We start from the raw sequence: 19,988 nt of genomic DNA, 5'->3' as shown, positions 1-19,988 counted from the left end.
TGGGTGCGATCGAGCCTTGATGAAACCCCCACACCTGTCAGATTGGGTCCTATGAGCGATCAGCATATCTCCTCCGACAATAATGCCGGAACCCTCCGGGGCGAAGCGGACGTGGCAGAAGCCGACCGCCTGACACCCGTTCTTCAACAGATCCGTCAGGCGATTGGCAATATCGTCCTGGGTCAGGATGCGGTGATCGAACAGGTTCTCGTCACCGTACTTTCCGGTGGGCATGCCCTTTTGATCGGCGCGCCAGGCCTGGGCAAGACGCTTCTGGTCAATACGGCATCAAAAGTGCTCGGTCTGGAAGCCACACGCATCCAGTTCACACCAGATCTCATGCCATCTGACATCACGGGTGCCGAAATTCTGGACCAGAACGCAGAAGGCCATCGCGCTTTCCGCTTTCTGCCCGGCCCAATTTTCGGACAACTGGTGCTTGCTGACGAAATCAACCGCGCGAGTCCTCGAACGCAATCCGCACTACTTCAGGCCATGGCGGAACATCGGGTAACCCAGGGCGGCAAGGATTATTCCCTACCCCGCCCATTTCACGTTCTCGCGACCCAGAACCCAATCGAGCAGGAAGGCACTTATCCGCTGCCTGAAGCACAGCTTGATCGGTTCATGCTACGCATCAACCTGGATTTCCCTGATCGTAATGCAGAGCGTCGCATGCTGATCCAAACGACAGGTGCGGCCGAGGCTCAGGCACCCGTTCTTCTCAATGCAGATGCCCTTCTTGCTGCACAGTCCCTCGTGCGACGCCTCCCGGTCGGAGATCAGGTCGTGGATGCAATCCTCAACCTGACACGCTCCTTGCGGCCTGAAGATCCATCAGCTTCCGCCGCCGTGCGGGACGCAGTCTCTTTCGGTCCCGGCCCACGCGCTGCACAGGCCCTGATGATCGCGACACGAGCCCGTGCATTGCTTGACGGTCGCCTCGCTCCAAGCCTTGATGACGTCGCAGCTCTCGCAGAACCTGTACTGTCTCACCGCATAGGGCTGGGCTTTGGTGCCCGCGCCTCCGGAACGGATATCGCAGGCCTGATCCGCGCTCAGGCATCAGTGATTCTCTGATCATCGTGAAAAGCCCAACCGAGACGCTTCGTGGCCTGTTTGGCCGTCGCAACGACACTGTTGCAGATGCCATGGTTGCGCCAGCAGAGACGCTGCCATTGCCCGACCTACTGCTTGCCGCCGAGAAAATCGCGACAGGCCTGTATGCAGGCGTGCATGGCCGCAGACGTTCTGGCGCGGGTGAGGATTTCTGGCAGTTCCGGCAATATCGCGCCGGTGAGCCGGCTACGTCGATTGACTGGCGTCAATCTGCCCGGGCACCAATCGACCAGACATACTGGGTCCGGGAGCGCGAGCGCGAAAACGCACAGTCGCTTCTGCTATGGTGTGACCCCTCCGCCTCAATGAACTGGCGCTCCTCCACTTCCCTTCCGACTAAACGTGAGCAGGCGCAGCTCTCTACGTTAGCGCTGGCATCGTCCGCCCTTCGTGGCGGAGAGCGGGTTGGGCTGCTCACAGGCCCTGAAGCCGGTCGTACTTTCGCTGGGCGGCATGTTTTGCCACGTCTTGGGGAAGCTCTTCTGCATCCATCAGAACACGATGACGAGCTTCCAGATATTCTCCGCGTACCGAACAACGCAGATCTGGTCATCGTCTCGGATTTTCTGTGGGAAGAAAAGCGTATTGACGCACTCCTGAAGCAATGCGCAGGGCGGCCCGTTCGCGTGCATATGCTGTGCATCCTAGATCCTGCAGAGCGAGCACTCCCCTACGCAGGACGTATCCGCTTCGAAGGGCTTGAAGGCGGTGTCCTGACCCTTCCTGCCGTTGAGACGCTCGACGCCCACTACGATCGTATCATGCAAAACCATCTCGATTCCCTGATCGGAAATGCTGCATCCGTTCAGGCAGACTGCATTATCCACACCACCGGGCAGGACCCACTACCCGCCCTTCTTGCTCTCGTCATGGCGATGGGAAGCCGCCGATGATCCTGCTCGCCCCGATTTTACTTCTTGGTCTTCTGGCTCTGCCTGCCATCTGGTGGCTGGTACGCGCTACGCCACCCTCTCCGCAGGAACGCAGCTTCCCGTCCCTGATCATTCTGAAGCGTCTGACGGCCCGTCAGGAAGATGCTGCACGTTCCCCCCTATGGCTCCTCCTACTCAGAGTAGCCGCGGTGGCCCTCCTCATTATCGGTCTGGCACGGCCTGTCCTGATTGCGCGAGATCCCGAAACGGGCAACTTGCCTCTTGTCCTGGTGCTGGACGATGGCTGGGCCGCAATGCCCCATTGGAATGAACGGATTTCAGCCGCTCTGGCATCTGCACAACCCACTCTCCGTAACGGGAGTAATGTAACCTTACTCCATGCGGCACGTGCGCCTGACGGTTCGATGCCCGAGCCTTTCACAACCCATGATCCCCATGCCCTTTCAGAGCATATAGCGCGCCTCAGACCACAACCTTGGCCTGTTGATCGTACTGCACTTGCAAACCTCCTTCGCAACCTGCCCGAATTATCCCGGAGCAGGCTCCTTATATTGTCTGACGGCCTTGCCACCCAGTCCGATGATGACCTGCAAAATGTCGTCACGAAAGCAGCCATCACGCAGGACATGCGCTGGAACGGCTGTGACGTCCTACTTCTGAACGCCAGTAACGGCGCTGACGGAGCACTCCATGCCCGCGTGGACAGCCTTGGCTGTAATGGACGAAATGTTATGCTCAGAGCCGTGTCAGCAAATGGCGGCACCCTCGCAGCCTATCCATTTACGGTCGGCAAGGAACAGCCTGTTTCGCTACCAGCTCTTTTACGCAACCAGTTGGATCGCCTTTCAATCGAAGGGCTGCCCGGCCCCGCCACTACACACCTTATGGGTGAAGCCGACCAGCGTCGGCCAGTTGGCGTATTACAGACACCCGGTGACAGCACGCCGCTGGTCGGATCGGCTTTCTTTCTGAATCGTGCTCTCAGCCCCATTGCCGAACTTCATTCAGGCGATGCCCCAGCACTGCTGGGAGCTCCCCTCTCAGTGCTCATTGCTCCAGACGGCGCACTCTCGGGCGATCAAACCCGTGCTCGCGTTCTGGCATGGGTTCGACATGGTGGTATGCTTGTGCGCTTCGCGGGAGCGGGTCTTGCGGCCGCCCAGTCGCCTGAAGCAACCAACGCTCCTGACGCTGCACCCGACCCACTACTGCCCGTCAAGCTGATGAGCGGAATGCGCCAGCTCGGCGGCCCCATGTCTTGGGGAGCACCACAGAAGCTTGCCCCCTTTGCAGACCAGTCCCCCTTTGCAGGTCTCACTCCACCTGCTGAAGTTACGGTGTCCCGTCAGGTTCTGGCGCGTCCGGAAACGGGTCTCGACGAACACGTCTGGGCTGCCCTGACTGACGGAACCCCACTGGTCACCGCTCGGAGTGAGGGCAATGGTGAAATCGTTCTGTTCCACATAACGGCCTCCCCTGACTGGTCCAACCTGCCCCTCTCAGGACTGTTCCCGCAAATGCTGGAACGACTGATCGAGCGTTCTGCAGGTGTTTCTGGCAATGGCCCAGCGGAACTCGCACCATGGCGGGCACTTTCCATTGACGGAACACTCGCGCCTCCACCTCAGGCCGCCCGCGCGATACGAGCCGATGCACTTGCCAACACGATGGTTAACGTCACTCATCCGGCAGGACTATACGGTCCCGCACATGGCACACGGGCCCTGAATCTTGCTCAAACCATGGCGCCACTCAAAGAAGAACGGCTGCTCGGAAAATTGCTAAACCCGAATGGTGCCCAGACCGATCATCCGTTTGGCCCATGGCTCATGGCAGCAGGTCTCCTGCTCCTGATGCTGGACCTACTGCTCTCTCTCAAAAGGCGTGGGCTACTCGGCCCAATAGCCGCAGTTCTGATAATTGGCGCCACGTCGATTGCAGGCGCATCAGCACAGAGCACCCCTACGTCCAAAGTCCCGCAGGCCGCCCTTGAAACACGACTGGCCTATGTCCTTACAGGACATGAGGATGTGGATAATGTGTCTCGCGAAGGCCTTCAGGGTTTATCAGACTATGTCAGTGCTCGCAGCTCAGCCCTGCTCGGAAAGCCAGATGGCGTTGTGCCGGGCAAAGACGATCTTGCATTCTACCCGTTCCTGTACTGGCCCATCACAGCAGATGCGCAGGCCGATCCCGTTCGGACTAAAGCCCTCAACGCTTACATGGAACATGGCGGGATCATCCTGATCGACGAACAGGGCGCAGGCAGTGATATCGACGGCGGATCGGGGGCAGCCGTCAAGGCAGCCCTTCAGCGTGTTACCGACGGCCTGACCATCCCGCCCCTCGCAAAACTGACGGACAAACACGTTCTGGCACATACATTCTACCTGCTCCACGGCTTCCAGGGACGCCTTGCCGGGCAACCTGTCTACGTCGCCCGCAATGGGGACGAATCCAACGATGATGTGAGCCCAGTCATTATCGGAAGCTCCGACTGGGCACATGCTTGGGCGGTGGACTCCTCAGGCGGCACGCCTTTTGCCGTTGTGCCCGGAGGTGAAGACCAACGCACGCAGGCATACCGCTTTGGCATGAACATGGTCCTTTATGCCCTGACTGGGAACTACAAGAGCGATCAGGCTCATTACCCGGAAATGCTCCGGCGTCTCGGCGGAGGGGCAACACCTGAAAGCTCCGGTCCAACGACCGATCAGGATGAGGAGGACGCACCATGAGCATTGATTTTGCGCCCGCCCTCCCGCTTTGGATTCTGGGCATAATCACCGCCATCGTTTTCCTTGGCACGGTCTATGGAATGATCCGCGGAGCACGAGGACTTCTGTGGCGCGGCCTCGCAGTCCTCGTCATGATTGCATGGCTATCCGGCCCCAGAAGCGTTCATCCGGTGATGCGCCCCGTTCCACAGGACGCACTCCTCGTCGTCGACCATTCATCGTCTATGGAGGTACAAGACCGCGCTGCCATTGTGGAGCGTGCCGCAAAGAGTCTGACCGCCGAAGCAGAGCGTCTTCCTGGTCTGACCCTTCATCGTGTGGATGTGCCCGGCGGTGACGGTCATGGCACACGTCTGTTTAATGCCATAAATCAGGCTGACATTCCTCAGGGGCGTTTTGCCGGAGCGATCGTTCTCACGGACGGCATGGACCATGATACACCAGCAAGTCTGCCTGCACGCTTCCATAGCGCCGACGGCAAACCCCTGCCTTTGCATCTGCTTCTCGGAGCACGGGGCGAAGAACATGACCGCCGCCTGAAAATCCTCAGCACCCCTCCCTACGCAATCGTAGGACAGGATGCGACTGTTCGCGTGCAGGTTGATGACCTCGGCGCTGCCGCCGGTGAACACGCAACCCTGACCGTCCGTTCCGGCGAGTCAACACCCACAACAAAAGAAATTATCACGGGGCAGCCGCAGGACATCAAAGTTACTGTTCGTCAGCCAGGTGAAACGCTGCTCGGCCTGTCCGTATCACCGCTGAGTGGCGAATCATCGGACCTGAACAACTCCGCTGTTGTCCGCATCCGTGGCGTGCGGGACCGGCTCCGTGTTCTGCTTGTCTCAGGTGTGCCCAATCAGGGTGAACGCGTATGGCGGCGCCTGCTAAAGGCCGATCCGTCCGTTGATCTGGTCCATTTCACAATTCTTCGTTCACCCAATACGGACGACAACACCCCACTATCAGATCTGGCGCTGATCCCCTTTCCAATCCGAGAGCTTTTTCAGGAGAAAATTCGCAGCTTCGATCTGATCATTTTGGACGGCTTCCAGAACAGCAATATTCTACCTGAAGAATATCTAACCAATATTGCTGATTACGTTCGCAACGGCGGCGGTCTGCTGCTCACTGCCGGACCAGAATTCGTCAAGGACGGTACACTTCAGGATACACCCCTTTCGCAGGTATTTCCGGCACATGTCCCGGAAAATGGCGTCATGGTTCAGGCATTCCGTCCCACGCTTACAGCTCTCGGCAAAACACATCCCGTCACGGCTGGACTCAACACAGACTGGGGCCCTTGGTATCGTGCTTTGCACACTGATCAGTCACATGGCGAAGACCTGATGAATGGACCAGACGGATCGCCTCTTCTGCTTCTGGATCATGTGCAGCATGGCCGCGTTGCCATGTTACTGTCTGATCAGCTCTGGCTCTGGTCTCGTGGCGAGGGCGGCGGAGGCCCACAGGCTGAACTCTTACGCCGCCTCTCACACTGGCTCATGAAAGAACCAGAGCTGGAGGAAAACCGCCTGACAGCACGTATAGAAGACGGACAATTGACCGTTGAACGACATGCCGCAGGCCAGACAGCCTCTGCTCAGGCAATGGTCACTTCACCAGACGGCTCCAGAATTCCACTTACCATGCGTGGCGGTAATGGACTCTGGCACGGAGAGATGACAGCTCCTGCTGGTGGAATCTGGACCATACGACAAGATGGTCTGGTCGCATTTGCAAGTCCCGTCACACGCGACGCCCTGGAGCGACAGGATCTTCGCGCGACGGCAACAGTCATGTCCGGACTGGCTCAGGCATCGGGAGGTGCCACCGACTGGATCGCACAGAACACGCCGCACCTGCGTCAGGTGGAAGCTGGTAATGTTCTCTCAGGCAGCGACTGGATCGGCCTGCCAATCACGCACGCTGCCGTCTCAGGAGAGACAAGAACAAGCGATCTGGTGCCGGCGTGGTTCGCGCTTGTGCTCGCTCTTGCATTTCTTGCGCTCGGATGGTGGCGCGAGGGCCGGTAGAGACTCGCACACGGACGCAGATCGCATTATATTGTCTGAATGCGACTGCTCCCCTCCCTGCACCTGCCCCGCCTGATGCTGATCGCTGCACTTGCAGCGACACCACTCGTTCTCATGCCCTGGCATGCTGCTCATGCGCAGGATGCTGATGACGCAGAGGCTGAACAGGAAGCCGAAGAGGCCCAGAAAAAAGCAGAAGCCCGCAAAGCAGCACAACGTGCAGCGGCACCAACAGCGCTTCCAGGCGCGCAGTCCAGCGAAGACGATACAGGTCACTCCCGCGTGGACGTAAACCCGACAGTCGCACTTTTTGACGCGATCAACCGGGGGTCACTTAACGCAGCCAGAGAATCCCTGAACCGCGGCGCAGACATGAACGCCCATAACGTTCTCGATCAGACCCCGCTCGACATGGCGATCGACCTCAACCGCAGCGACATCATGTTTCTGCTGCTCTCCATGCGCACATACAATTCTGATGGCCGCCTCGACAGCGCCAACGTTTCAGATAGCGGTGTCGAAATGAAGAACGGCAGCGGCCATCTGACCATTGGCGGTCACGCTGCCACCAAAGCAACGAAGCCTGCGGCAAAATTCGATACACATGGCGGCACAGCCAACACGGCCGAGGGTTTCCTCGGATTCGCAGCGCATTAAAAGAAAAGCGTGCCTCTGGATCAGACAGAGACACGCTTTTTCACCAAGATTTCACAGTAGCGTCTGGGCCGAGAGCAGCCCGTATTATCCTGCGTTACGCAGGGCGACATTTTCCTGACGCAGCACATCCAACGGCACAACTTCACCATCACGCTCAAAATACCAGAACGTCCAGCCATTACAGGACGGCGCATTCGTCAACAGTGCACCAAGCTTATGAATGGATCCCCGCTGCTTGCCGGAAACCAGCGTTCCATCAGGCGTGACCGTTGCACTCAGACGTTTCTGGCGATCAAACAGCTTTGTACCCGCCGGCAATGCCCCCGTTTCGACAAAGCTGCCGAAAGGAATGCGCGGCAGTTCACGCTTTGCAGGGGTGATGGCCAGTTCATCCGAGGAAAGACGCACCTCCCTCTCAACACGCGCACGCGCTGCATCCACATAATCAGGATGGCGCTCAATCGCTATAAACCTGCGTCCAAGCCGTTTCGCCATCGCAGCTGTGGTGCCGCTTCCACAGAAAGGATCCAGAACAAGATCTTCTGCATTGGTCGAAGCCACTAGAACGCGATGCAACAGACTTTCAGGCTTCTGTGTCGGGTGCAGCTTTAAACCATGCTCGTTTCGCAGACGTTCGTTGCCCGTGCATAGCGGCAGGTACCAGTCGGAACGCATCTGAAGATCGTCGTTCAGCGCCTTCATGGCCTGATAATTGAAACGATAACGGCTCTGAGGGCTACGTGACGCCCAGATCAGCGTTTCATGAGCATTCGTAAAACGACGGCCCCTGAAATTCGGCATCGGGTTGGATTTACGCCACACGATGTCATTAAGGATCCAGAACCCAAGATCCTGCATGATCGCGCCCAGACGGAACACGTTATGGTAAGAGCCGATCACCCAGATCGTGCCGTCTTTGTGCAGGATCCGGCGTGCTTCTGTCAGCCATTCACGCGTAAAATTGTCATACGTCGCATAGTCGTCAAACTTGTCCCAGGCGTCATCAACGCCATCGACGACAGTTTCATCCGGCCGGCGGAGTTCTCCACGCAACTGAAGATTGTACGGAGGATCAGCGAAAATACAGTCCACACTGCCGTCTGGCAGTGTTTTCATGGTCTCGATGCATTCACCACGCAGAATCTGGTCGATGGGAAGTGCGCCAATCATGCTGCGTGTGCCTCTGCTGCGATCATATTTTTAATGGGTGCGAATGCACGTCGATGATGAGGCGTAACGCCCTGTGTTCTCAGGCCCTGAAAATGTGCCGCGGTGCCATATCCAGCGTTGCGCTCCCATCCGTATGCGGCATGCCGAACGGCAAGACGCTCCATGAGACGGTCACGGGTCACTTTTGCCACGATGGAAGCCGCCGCAATCGAGAGGCTCACGCCGTCCCCGCCAATCACCATTTTCAGCGGGCATGGGAGCCTTGGGGCGTGCTTGCCATCGACCAGAGCCAGATCCGGCTGGGGATCGAGCCTTTCGAGCGCCCGCCTCATCGCCAGATAGCAGGCCTGTGAGATATTTATTTGTTCTATTTCCGAAACGGAAGCTGCTCCGATACCGATCAGAATATCTGGCGCGTTCATCAACGCCGCGAATGCGACCTTACGGCGACGAGCTGTAAGTTTCTTGGAATCATCAAGCAACGCTGCAAGTAATTCTGAAGGCGGTTTGGTGAAAGCGACAGCTGCCGCGACAACCGGCCCTGCCAGCGGACCACGCCCCACTTCGTCGATTCCTGCAACGAGACCACCATGTGCGGCTTCGAGAGCATAGTCTGGCATTTTCAGTTCGCTCCCTGGCCGATCTGGCCCACGTGATGGTGGCCGAATCGGTTTTGAATCAACGCGACTCGAAAGGGAAGCCCAAAAATGACATTTAGGTCGAATTACGTTGTCAAGAAGCGTTTAGATTTCTTCGTTATCGCTTTCTTGAGAGTCGTTTCCCCCACTCTTCTGCGGCTCCTGCTGCGAATGTACTGAATGGGAAATTTCCTGACGAATTTTTGGCATCTCAACAATGCCTATGCCGATATCGAGGAGGCGCAACGCGATACTCATGGCAAAAAGCACTTTCCCATGCCCGGTCCGACGCATACGCACCCAGAAATAACCCGGCATGAACAGCCACCACCAGAAGCTTGGCGGCTTAACCCCGCCCTCACGAACCGCGTTTCGATCCAGAAGCAATGCTGTAAAAAACACACCCATGTGCAGCAACATGACAGTGTTCAGGGGAGCGCCCCACTTATCTGCAGGCAGATGGCGAAATTCAAGTATAGCTAGCGTCAGCCAGTCGATGGCGAATGGCGCAGCCAGAGCAACCCAGGCCCAGTGAGAGCCAATTCCTGCTGACGGGCGCACAAGCCCGGTCACGGTCGAGACCAGCCCTGCCTGAGATGCCTGCTTCCACTCATTACCGAACGCCGCAGTCCAGACAAGCGTCTCCGGATTTATCCGTTTCTGAAGGATCAGACGCAGGATCTCGGCACGTGACACAGGGCCTGCCTGCCGACCGTTATCCTCGTAGAACCATTCCATAAAAAAAGCCTCCCGGAGTATCCCAGGAGGCTTCTTAGCACATCATCGCTGTTAGGTGCGATGGATCAGGAACTGCGGCGTCCGAAGAACAATGCGCCAATCAGAGCACCGACAAACGTCGCGATCGCAAGAGAAATCAGGGGGCGGTCCTGAACGAATGCCGTTGCTGCCTCGAGCTTTGTTTCGCTTTCATCATAAAGATCAGCGAATTCCTGCTGAGCCATGCCGGAAAGCTGGTCAAATTTTCCTTCAGCCTGAGTCGACGCGTCGCCAGTCAGGCCACCGAAACCATCTTTCAGTTTACCCTTGGCTTCGTCGAGGAGACCTTCAGCCTTGATGGTGGTTGTGTCGGCCATGATAATTCTCCTGCAATCTCTTTGTGCCTCTGTCTGATCCCTAACGGAACGACAGGTGCCTAGTTCCAAGGCGATATGATATTTCCTGACCGCCCCCGCAAGGGGCTGAATCAACGTAACAGCACGTCTCAAAATGAAATCTGCTGTCATTCGTTGCTAAAACTGAACAGGATTTAAGGTCCCGTCATGGCGAGAACGAAATCCCTCGCTTATAGAATAAGGTTAAAAGGGCGCATCGCGGGATACGCGCCACATTGGTGCACGGGAAAGACGGAACGAACATGAACGATCAGACGGCCGGCTCAAACGACCGCCTTGATGGCAACACTCATACGACAGGAGCGCCTCCTCCCCGGCGATCCCGTGGAAAATGGATTGTCATCGGCATTGCTGCCCTCGTGGCATTGCTGATCGCCTTTGCCATTCTGCGCCCTCATTCAGGTCAGAACAAAGGCACTGGCCGTCGGCATGCGCAGACTGCTGGCGCAGGCGACGTCCAGCCTGTAGCGGTCGCCACGGTCCGTACGGGCGATATGCCGGTCATTCTCCATCTGATCGGCACCGTCGTTCCTGTAACGAACGTAACGGTTACGCCGCGCGTCAGCGGCCACATCCTGAAAGTTTATTATCAGGAAGGTCAGCACGTGCATGCCGGAGACGAGCTTGAACTCATCGATCCCCGCCCATACGAAGCAACGCTCGCACAGTATGAAGGTACGCTGGCCGCTGATCGTGCACAGCTTGAAAAAGCTCGGGTGGACAACGCTCGCTATCAACGCCTGATTCGCCAGGATTCCACATCCGCCATGACCGCGCGGGATCAGGAATTCACGGTTCAGCAGCTTGAAGGCCAGGTGAAATTTGACGAAGCCAACGTTCGCAATGCCCAGCTGAACGTCATGTACTGCCATATTATCGCACCCGTGGAAGGCCGCGTCGGCATCCGCGCGCTGGATATGGGCAACTACGTAACGGCTGGACAGTCCGGTGGTCTGACGACACTCACCCAGATGCAACCGATTTCGGTTATCTTCACCGTCCCGCAGAACCAGCTTGGCTCTGTTGCAGAGCACCTCCGCGCAAGCGGCAGCCTGAACGTCGAAGCCTGGAACAGTGAGGACACACAGAAGATCGCAAGCGGCACCGTCAAGGCACTGGACAGCCAGATTGATACAGCCACCGGTACCGTCCGTATGCGTGCTATCTTCACCAACGAAGACGAGACGCTCTTCCCGAACCAGTTTGTAAACGCGCATCTGCTGGTCAACACACTGCAAAACGTCCTTCTGGTACCTGGCAATGCATTGCAAACCGGCCCGGACGGGCAGTTCCTGTATGTTGTGAAGCCAGACATGACAGTTGCGGACGTTCCCGTGAAGGTTGGCGCCACCAACGATTCAGATGCTGTAATTCTTTCTGGTGTCAGCCTCGGTGACCGCGTCGTGACCGATGGCGTCAGCCATCTGCGGCCCGGCGCGAAGGTATCGATCCCCGATACAAACGCCGCTGCAAGCACATCCGAGCAGAGCGCTGCCACAGGCCGCCAGCATCGCAAGGACCGTAATGGTCAGCAAAGCGCAGATGCAACGGCCAAGAGCAACGACCCTGCCTCAACTTCCGATAAACACTGATCGCCCACAGGGAACAGCAAGACCGTGAATCCGTCCCGCCTGTTCATCGAGCGTCCGGTGGCTACCAGCCTCCTGATGCTCGCCATCCTGCTGAGTGGTCTGCTCGGCTATCATTTCCTGCCGATCTCGGCTTTGCCGCAGGTCGAATACCCGACGATTACCGTCTCCACCTTTTACCCGGGAGCGGGTCCGGACGTGATGACAACGTCCGTCACAGCCCCCCTGGAAACGCAGCTTGGGCAGATGGCTGGCCTCGACCAGATGACGTCCCAGTCATCGGGCGGCGCTTCGGTGGTCACGCTGCGCTTTGGTCTGGACATGTCCATGGACGTGGCCGAGCAAGAGGTTCAGGCTGCGATCAACAACGCCAACTCCCTGCTTCCAACGGATCTGCCCGCGCCTCCAATCTACGCCAAGGTGAACCCTGCTGACACACCGGTTCTGACACTTGGCATCACGTCCAAAACCCTTCCGCTTCCGGAAGTCGAAGACTACGTCAACACACGCCTTGAGCAGAAGATCAGTCAGATTTCCGGTGTCGGTCTCGTCACGCTCTCAGGTGGAAATCGCAAGGCGTACCGTATTCAGGTCAACATCCCGAAGCTGACCTCATACGGCATCGCAATCGACACGCTGCGAACCATCATCGGTACCGTTAACGTCAACTCCCCGACTGGTACATTCGACGGCCCCAAGCGCTCGACCTCACTACGCATTGATGGCCAGATCCAGTCCGTTGACCAGTTGATGAATCAGGTCATCGCCTACCAGAACAACGGCCCAATCCGCCTGCGCGATGTGGCTGTTGTGGTGGAGGGCGCTGAGAACGCACAACTCGCGGCATGGTCCAACAGAACGCCCGCGCTGATCCTGAATGTACAACGCCAGCCCGGCGCAAACGTCATCGGCGTTGTGGACAACGTCCTCGCCGTCCTTCCGCAACTGCGCCGCGACCTGCCTCCTGGGATCGACATCACCCCCCTCACGGATCGTACGACAACCATTCGCGCGTCAGTCGAGGATGTCGAATTCGAACTCGGACTGGCCATGCTGCTGGTCGTGGGCGTCATTTTCGTATTCCTGCGCAATGTGCCCGCCACGATCATTCCAAGCCTGTCTGTTCCGCTTTCCCTGATCGGCACACTGGCGGCGATGTATCTGCTGGGCTTCTCGCTCGATAACCTCTCGCTCATGTCCCTGACCATCGCGACAGGCTTTGTCGTCGATGACGCAATCGTGGTCATTGAGAACATTGCCCGTTACGTGGAAGCTGGTGAGGATCGTTACACGGCAGCATTGAAGGGCGCTGGCGAGATCGGGTTCACGATTATCTCGCTGACTGTCTCGCTCATTGCTGTTCTCATCCCGCTGCTGTTCATGAAGGATGTCGTCGGGCGCCTGTTCCACGAATTCGCGATGACACTGGCCATCACGATCGTTCTTTCCGCCATCGTGTCAATCACTCTGGTTCCGATGATGTGCGCCCGTATGCTGACGGACACGCATGCACCATCAAAAAAGAACGGCTTCTGGGGCCACTTCTCCAACGCTACCGAAGCTGCGATAAACGGTCTGATTGCAGGTTACGGACGCTGGCTTGATGTCGTGCTCCGCTTCCGTGGCCTGACGCTTCTGGTAACTCTGGCAACAATCGTACTGACTGCCGTCCTCGCCATCACCATTCCGAAAGGCTTTTTCCCAACGCAGGATACAGGCGTGGTTCAAGGCATTTCGGTCATGTCTCAGGCAATCTCTTTTGAAGGCATGAAGGACCGACAGGCAGCTCTTGGCGATGCCATCCTCAAGGACCCGGACGTCGCCAGTATTTCGTCGTTCGTAGGCATTGACGGTCAGAACATGACACTCAATGTCGGCCGTTTCCTGATCAATCTGAAGCCCCGCGCACAGCGCTCTGCAGATCTTTCAACCATCCTGCGTCGCCTGTCAGACGAGGGGCAGCAGGTGGTTGGCGCACATCTTTATGTGCAGCCCATTCAAGACCTGTCGCTCGATTCCTCGATCGCGGCCACGCAGTACCAGTTCATGCTGGAAAACCCGGATTATGACACCTTCAAGACCTGGGTTCCGAAGTTTGTAGACGAGCTCCGCAAAGAGCCGGCCCTTTCGGATGTTACATCCGATCTACAGGCTGCTGGCATGGTGGCGATGCTATCTCTGGATCGCACGAATGGCGCGCGGTATTCCATCACGCCGCAAACCGTGGACAACCTGCTCTATGACAGCTTTGGCCAGCGTCAGATCACCACTGTTTACACACAGTCCAATCAGTACCGCGTCATTCTAGAAGCAGATCCGAAACTTCAGACAAACCTGAATGCGCTCGATCAGCTTTACCTGCCTGGCATTTCATCATCTGCAGGCGGAAGTACGTCGGGCCCGACCCGTCAGCCAACATCCGGACTGGTTCCGCTAAAGCAGGTCACAACTGTAACACATAGTCTGTCACCATTGCTGATCACGCATTTTGGTCAGTTCCCGGCGACAACGGTCTCCTTCAACGTAAGCCCCGGCTACTCACTGGGAGCGGCTACGGATGCCATTGAACGCGTCGAAAAGCAGATAAATCTTCCGCCTGCATTCCAGACCGCATTCCAGGGCACAGCCGCGGCTTTCCGCTCGTCACTGGGCAACGAAGTCTGGCTGGTCCTGGCTGCTGTGGTGGCCGTCTATATCGTGCTGGGTATTCTCTATGAGAGCTTCATCCATCCGATCACGATCCTCTCGACCCTGCCTTCTGCAGCGATCGGAGCCCTCGTCGGCCTCTATCTCTTCGGGATGGACCTCGACATCATGGGAATCATCGGCATCGTCCTGCTGATCGGTATCGTGAAAAAGAACGCCATCATGATGATCGACTTCGCGCTCGAAGCCGAACGTCTTGAAGGACATACACCGCTCGAGGCCATCAGACAGGCAGCATTGCTACGCTTTCGCCCAATCCTCATGACAACGCTTGCGGCACTTTTCGGCGCCCTTCCCCTGATGCTCAGTCATGGTGTGGGTTCAGAACTACGCCGTCCACTTGGTGTGGCAATCGTGTTCGGTCTGCTGCTCTCGCAGCTTCTGACTCTGTTCACGACACCCGTCATTTACCTCTTCATGGATCAAGTTGGTAAAAAGGTTCGTGGCATCGTGGGTGTCCGCAACGACAGCAGCGTCTCCAGCGAACAGCATACAGCCCCGTGAACCCCATCCGCTTCTTCGTCCTGCGCCCTGTCGGCACCACCCTGCTGGCAGTCGCGTTATTGATCGGCGGCATTCTTGGCTATTTCAGCCTGCCTGTTGCCGATCTTCCAAACGTGGACTTTCCCGTCATAGTGGTCACGGCCACCCAACCCGGTGGTTCTCCTTCCGAGATCGCGGCCACGATTGCCGAACCTCTGGAACGTCACCTGGGCGCTATTTCCGGCCTGACGGAGATGACCTCCCAGTCTACCGTCAACCAGACGCGGATCACGCTCCAGTTCGAGCTTTCGCGTGACATCAATGGCGCTGCCCGAGACGTCGAAGCAGCTCTTCAGGCGGCACGTCAGGATCTGCCAACTACACTCCGCGCTAATCCGACCTATCAAAAAGCCAACTCGAACGGCCCACCGATCCTCGCCGTCACTCTCACCTCCAAAACCCGCACCCCTCAACAGCTCTACGACTTCGCGAGTAACGTGCTGGTGCAACAGCTGAGCCAGATTCAGGGCGTGGGTGAGGTCGATATCCGTGGCTCATCGCTCCCGGCCGTGCGGGTGGAGATTAATCCTCTGCGTATCTTCCGCTACGGTATTGGTTTCGAAGACATCCGCGCAGCACTCGCCTCAGCCAACGCACATACGCCCAAGGGCTTTATCGAAGCACAGGGCACACGCCTCACACTCTCGACCAACGATCAAGCTACAAAAGCGGCTTCTTACCGTGATCTGATCATTGCCTACCGCAACAACCAGCCCGTGCGGCTTTCTGACGTGGCGGAAGTCAATGACAGCGTTGAAGACCTTCGTCAGGCGGGCTTCCTCAACGGTCAGCGCGCCATTATCTGTACCGTGTTCTCGCAAGGCGGAGCCAATATCATCAAAACGATTGATGGCATCCGCGCGCGCTTTCCGATGTTAAAAGAAGCCCTTCCCGGCAACACGGATATGAGCGTTCTGATCGACCGTTCGGTTACGATCCGTGCCTCACTCGATGACACCAAGCAGACGCTTATCATTGCCGTGGCACTGGTCGTGGGTGTGGTGCTTCTTTTCCTGCGGAGCCTGCGGGCTATCATCGTGCCCGCCATCGTTGTCCCAGTCTCAATCATAGGCACTTTCGGGGCAATGGCTGTTCTTGGTTACCAGCTCGACAACATGTCACTGATGGCCCTGACAATCTCCACGGGCTTCGTTGTGGATGACGCAATCGTCGTTCTCGAAAACATCACACGATACATGGAGATGGGTTACTCGAGAGAGGAAGCCTCAATCCGTGGAGCCAGCGAAGTGGCATTCACCGTGGTGTCCATTACCGTTTCGCTCGTCGTGGTCTTCACCCCGATCCTCCTCATGGGCGGTATTGCAGGCAGGCTCTTCCACGAATTTGCAATCACGATGGTCATTACCCTCGCCATTTCGATGCTGCTCTCCCTGACATTGACCCCAATGATCAGCGCACACCTGCTCAAACATGCAGATGAAGAAAGCAATACTTTCTGGAGCCGCACTGGGCGCAAGCTTGAGGCGGCAATTGATGCCGTTGCAAGGGGATACGAAAGTTCGCTGGACTGGTCATTGCAGCACCGCTTCCTCGTGGCACTCTCCCTGCCCGCTACGCTCGTCCTCGCCGGTTTTCTGTTCGTGAAGCTTCCCAAGGGCTTCTTCCCATCCGAGGATACAGGTCAGATCATGGGACGACTGGTCACAGATCAGTCGATTTCATTCCATGCATTGCAAGACCTCGCGAGCCGCGCACAGAAAGTCATCGCGAGCGACCCTGACGTACGCGGTGTAATGGGGGGACTGGGTGGCCGCGCAGCGAACTCCGCGAACATGTTCGTGTCGCTGAAGCCAAAATCTGAGCGCACGGACAGCCTGGAAACAACAATTCGCCGAATTACACAGAAGTTCTCCCACGTGCCGGGCGCACAGCTGCGCCTCATGGCGCCGGGAAGCGTTCGAACGGGCGCACGGTCTTCCGATGGGGCATATCAGTACTCCCTTCAGGGGGCGTCAGCTGAAGAGCTTTATGAGTGGACCCCCAAAATCGTCACCGCGCTCTCCCATTTGCCTCAATTGATGGACGTTACGTCGGATATCGAAGAGGGCGGCCAAATGGTCGACATTCGTCTGGATCGGGACACGGAGGCCCGTTATCTGGTCACCCCGCAGCTGGTCAGCAATTCCCTCTATGATGCTTTTGGCCAGCGTGCCGCGTCCATCATCTATGGGAACCTGAACCAGTATCGCGTGGTGATGGAAGCCGCCCCACGGTTCTGGAGCAATCCAGAGACCCTGAAACAGATGTGGGTCAGCGTTTCAGGTGGCACGGCAGCAGGTGGGACCGCATCAAATAATATTCGTGTTCGCACATCAACCACGGCCACCACACTCTCTCAGAGCGAACTCTCATATCAGAATTCGGTCGCCAACTCGCTGGCTGGCGGAAAATCCGCATCCAGCGGCGCGGCAGTGACAACAAGTGCGGAGACTATGGTCCCGCTCTCGGTGGTTTCACTCCAGCACAAAACGAATGCTGCGCTGGCCGTGAACCATCAAGGACAGTTCGTTGCCACCACGGTTTCGTTCAACCTGGCCCCTGGCGCCGCCCTTGGCCCGGCCGTCAGTGCTGTTCAGGAGGCTCTGCTCAAGCTGCACGTTCCGCGGACCATTCAAGGTGGGTTCGCGGGCAACGCTGCCGCATTCCAGAAATCTGTGGGGGACGAACCCATCCTGATCCTTGCGGCCCTCGCCGCCGTCTACATTGTACTTGGCGTCCTGTATGAGAGTCTGATCCACCCCCTGACAATCCTCTCTACTCTGCCCTCAGCAGGTGTCGGGGCATTACTGGCTCTTCAGGTCTGCGGTGAAGAATTCTCACTCATTGCCATGATCGGTGTCATCCTGCTGATCGGTATCGTCAAGAAGAACGCCATCATGCTGATCGACTTCGCTATGGTCGCACAGCGCAACGGTGCAACCGCAACGGAAGCTATCCGTGAGGCCAGTCGTCTGCGCTTCCGCCCGATCCTCATGACGTCTCTTGCCGCCGCTTTCGGCGCCGTACCGCTTATCATTGGCAACGGCTACGGTTGCGAACTGCGTCGTCCGCTCGGCATTTCGATCCTTGGTGGACTAATCGTCAGTCAGCTTCTGACCCTCTACAGCACACCAGTCGTGTTCCTGTACCTCGATCGCTTCGGCAAGGCACTTCAACGTCTCCGCCAACAATTCGCCATCGCTCTTCACCTTTCTCCCCGGGAAACGGAAATCTGATGACCGCCCTTCGCAACACTTCTCTGCGCACTCTCCTGCTGGGTGCGGCGGCCCTGCCCTTCCTGTCGGGCTGCATGGTCGGACCGAATTACCATCGCCCTCAAGCGATCATATCGCCACAGTTCAAAGAGGCTCCACCGCCTCCTGGTTGGCAGAAGGCGCGTCCGGATGTGGCTGCAATGCCCAAAGGCGACTGGTGGAAAATCTTCAATGACCCGTTCCTCAACGGTCTTGAGGAACAGGTAGCAACATCAAATCAGAGCCTGAAAGAATACGAAGCCCAATACCGCAAATCACGTGCGATGATTGATTCCGTGCGTGCCCAGCTGTTCCCCACCCTGAGCGGAAAATTTGATTTTGCCCGTAATGCCCAGGGAGGCAGCGCACAGAACAGCACCAATGGCTTCACCTATTCCACCAGCCATTCCTACACCTCCAATACTTGGACTACAGGCCCCTCAGTAAGCTGGACCGTCGACGTCTGGGGTATGATCCGCAGGCAGATTCAGGAGCAGGTCACCTCCGCACAGGCCAGCGCCGCAATCGTGGCAAACATGCGCCTGTCGTATCAGTCGGAACTGGCAACGGATTATTTCAGCCTACTCTATCAGGATAGCCTGATCGACCTCTACGCACGCAATGTGAACCTGTATCAGCGCAATCTCAAAATACTGCAAAACCAACTTGACGCAGGTGTCGCAGATCCGACCAGCGTTCTACAGGCGCGCTACCTCCTGCAATCTACTCAGGCAAGCCTAGCAAACGCCCATATTGCACGTGCACAATACGAACACGCCATTGCTGTTCTGACAGGGCGCCCGCCTTCAGCTCTGACGATTCCTGCCACGAAGCTTCCGGTAAGCCTCCCCCCTGCTCCAGTCGCTGTACCTTCCATGCTGCTTGAACGCCGCCCGGATGTCGCGCAGGCAGAGCGCAACATGGCAAGCTACAACGCCGAGATTGGATACGAGATCGGTGCTTTCTATCCACAATTTACTTTGGACGCATCATATGGCTATAGCGGCAACCCACTGAGCCAACTCATTCAGGCTGCCACGCGCACATGGTCTCTCGGCGCCGGTGCCTCAGAAACGATCTTCAACGGTGGAGCACGAAGCGCCGCTGTCCGGGAAGCTGAAGCTGACTACGACAACGCTGTCGCCACATATCGTCAGACAGTCCTGAGCGCCATGCAGGATACCGAAGATCAGATGTCCAATCTGCGATATCTTGAGGATCAGCTTGCCCTTCAAAACGCGGCTGTCCAGAGCGCTGACCAGGCCGTAACGGTCTCCATGAACGAGTATCTGGCTGGTACCGCAATCTACACAACCGTCATCACAGCACAGCAGAACGCCCTTCAATACGAACAAAACCAGCTTTCCATTCGAGAGCAGAGACTGGTTGCAGAAGTAAAACTGATCGCAGATCTGGGCGGCGGCTGGAACTCTAGCGAACTGCCTACAAAGGCCTCGCTCCAGACGGACAATCCACTGCTCCCTTCATTCATCCAAAAAGACAAGAACTGAA

The 19,988-nt window shown here is 57.2% G+C and carries 13 protein-coding genes; 9 read left to right on the top strand and 4 right to left on the bottom strand.

The genetic code is table 11. The annotated features are described in order from the left end of the window. The first annotated feature begins 51 nt into the window (after positions 1-51). Genes GWA01_RS10145 through GWA01_RS10125 form a run of 5 tightly spaced genes read left to right on the top strand, consistent with a single transcriptional unit; the run spans position 52 to position 7,443 of the window. Positions 52-1,080 (top strand): AAA family ATPase, encoded by a 1,029-nt coding sequence (locus GWA01_RS10145; protein ID WP_146797275.1) that lies wholly within the window; start codon positions 52-54, stop codon positions 1,078-1,080. A 5-nt stretch (positions 1,081-1,085) separates the two neighbouring features. Beyond that, positions 1,086-2,012 (top strand): DUF58 domain-containing protein, encoded by a 927-nt coding sequence (locus GWA01_RS10140; protein WP_146797272.1) that lies wholly within the window; start codon positions 1,086-1,088, stop codon positions 2,010-2,012. Next, on the top strand, positions 2,009-4,750 hold the full coding sequence (locus GWA01_RS10135; protein ID WP_146797269.1) for a DUF4159 domain-containing protein: 2,742 nt from the start codon (positions 2,009-2,011) through the stop codon (positions 4,748-4,750). Before GWA01_RS10140 ends, GWA01_RS10135 begins: the two co-directional genes overlap by 4 nt. Further along, positions 4,747-6,786, top strand: coding sequence for a VWA domain-containing protein (locus tag GWA01_RS10130; protein WP_146797266.1), 2,040 nt, complete (start codon positions 4,747-4,749; stop codon positions 6,784-6,786). The genes GWA01_RS10135 and GWA01_RS10130 overlap by 4 nt, the downstream gene beginning before the upstream one ends. A gap of 39 nt (positions 6,787-6,825) precedes the next feature. Further along, positions 6,826-7,443, top strand: a complete 618-nt coding sequence (locus GWA01_RS10125) for an ankyrin repeat domain-containing protein (protein ID WP_146797263.1) — start codon at positions 6,826-6,828, stop codon at positions 7,441-7,443. An 84-nt stretch (positions 7,444-7,527) separates the two neighbouring features. On the opposite strand, the gene GWA01_RS10120 is transcribed toward GWA01_RS10125, so the two are convergent. From GWA01_RS10120 to GWA01_RS10105, 4 genes are all read right to left on the bottom strand, one after another. Further along, positions 7,528-8,613: a site-specific DNA-methyltransferase gene (locus GWA01_RS10120; protein ID WP_146797260.1), complete on the bottom strand. Its 1,086-nt coding sequence runs from the start codon at positions 8,611-8,613 to the stop codon at positions 7,528-7,530. Beyond that, positions 8,610-9,233 (bottom strand): ribonuclease HII, encoded by a 624-nt coding sequence (locus GWA01_RS10115; protein ID WP_146797257.1) that lies wholly within the window; start codon positions 9,231-9,233, stop codon positions 8,610-8,612. The genes GWA01_RS10120 and GWA01_RS10115 overlap by 4 nt, the downstream gene beginning before the upstream one ends. 123 nt (positions 9,234-9,356) lie before the next feature. Next, a complete protein-coding gene (locus GWA01_RS10110; RefSeq protein ID WP_146797253.1) occupies positions 9,357-9,989 on the bottom strand; it encodes a DUF4339 domain-containing protein in 633 nt (210 codons plus the stop codon). Positions 9,990-10,054: 65 nt separating this feature from the next. Beyond that, positions 10,055-10,345, bottom strand: a complete 291-nt coding sequence (locus GWA01_RS10105; protein WP_146797250.1) for a CsbD family protein — start codon at positions 10,343-10,345, stop codon at positions 10,055-10,057. Between the two features lie 281 nt (positions 10,346-10,626). Between GWA01_RS10105 and GWA01_RS10100 the strand changes: the two genes are divergently transcribed. The 4 genes from GWA01_RS10100 to GWA01_RS10085 are packed head-to-tail and all read left to right on the top strand — an operon-like array spanning position 10,627 to position 19,987. Continuing rightward, positions 10,627-11,976: an efflux RND transporter periplasmic adaptor subunit gene (locus GWA01_RS10100; RefSeq protein WP_146797248.1), complete on the top strand. Its 1,350-nt coding sequence runs from the start codon at positions 10,627-10,629 to the stop codon at positions 11,974-11,976. A gap of 24 nt (positions 11,977-12,000) precedes the next feature. After that, on the top strand, positions 12,001-15,183 hold the full coding sequence (locus tag GWA01_RS10095) for an efflux RND transporter permease subunit (protein ID WP_146797245.1): 3,183 nt from the start codon (positions 12,001-12,003) through the stop codon (positions 15,181-15,183). Beyond that, positions 15,180-18,458 carry an efflux RND transporter permease subunit gene (locus tag GWA01_RS10090; RefSeq protein ID WP_146797242.1) on the top strand — a complete coding sequence of 1,093 codons (3,279 nt, stop codon included), beginning with the start codon at positions 15,180-15,182 and terminating at the stop codon, positions 18,456-18,458. Before GWA01_RS10095 ends, GWA01_RS10090 begins: the two co-directional genes overlap by 4 nt. Beyond that, positions 18,458-19,987, top strand: a complete 1,530-nt coding sequence (locus GWA01_RS10085) for an efflux transporter outer membrane subunit (protein WP_146797239.1) — start codon at positions 18,458-18,460, stop codon at positions 19,985-19,987. The genes GWA01_RS10090 and GWA01_RS10085 overlap by 1 nt, the downstream gene beginning before the upstream one ends. Position 19,988: the final 1 nt, after the last annotated feature.

The sequence above is a fragment of the Gluconobacter wancherniae NBRC 103581 genome, assembly GCF_007988885.1.
In the GTDB taxonomy this organism is placed as follows: Bacteria; Pseudomonadota; Alphaproteobacteria; order Acetobacterales; family Acetobacteraceae; genus Gluconobacter; species Gluconobacter wancherniae.
Note: the sequence above shows the minus strand (reverse complement) of the source record. Positions and strands in the feature narration are given on the sequence as shown.

Coding starts and splice junctions, on each gene's coding strand:
- GWA01_RS10145 (WP_146797275.1), top strand. CDS start 52: ATGAGCGATCAGCATATCTCCTCCGACAATAATGCCGGAACCCTCCGG.
- GWA01_RS10135 (WP_146797269.1), top strand. CDS start 2,009: ATGATCCTGCTCGCCCCGATTTTACTTCTTGGTCTTCTGGCTCTGCCT.
- GWA01_RS10130 (WP_146797266.1), top strand. CDS start 4,747: ATGAGCATTGATTTTGCGCCCGCCCTCCCGCTTTGGATTCTGGGCATA.
- GWA01_RS10125 (WP_146797263.1), top strand. CDS start 6,826: ATGCGACTGCTCCCCTCCCTGCACCTGCCCCGCCTGATGCTGATCGCT.
- GWA01_RS10120 (WP_146797260.1), bottom strand. CDS start 8,613: ATGATTGGCGCACTTCCCATCGACCAGATTCTGCGTGGTGAATGCATC.
- GWA01_RS10115 (WP_146797257.1), bottom strand. CDS start 9,233: ATGCCAGACTATGCTCTCGAAGCCGCACATGGTGGTCTCGTTGCAGGA.
- GWA01_RS10110 (WP_146797253.1), bottom strand. CDS start 9,989: ATGGAATGGTTCTACGAGGATAACGGTCGGCAGGCAGGCCCTGTGTCA.
- GWA01_RS10105 (WP_146797250.1), bottom strand. CDS start 10,345: ATGGCCGACACAACCACCATCAAGGCTGAAGGTCTCCTCGACGAAGCC.
- GWA01_RS10100 (WP_146797248.1), top strand. CDS start 10,627: ATGAACGATCAGACGGCCGGCTCAAACGACCGCCTTGATGGCAACACT.
- GWA01_RS10085 (WP_146797239.1), top strand. CDS start 18,458: ATGACCGCCCTTCGCAACACTTCTCTGCGCACTCTCCTGCTGGGTGCG.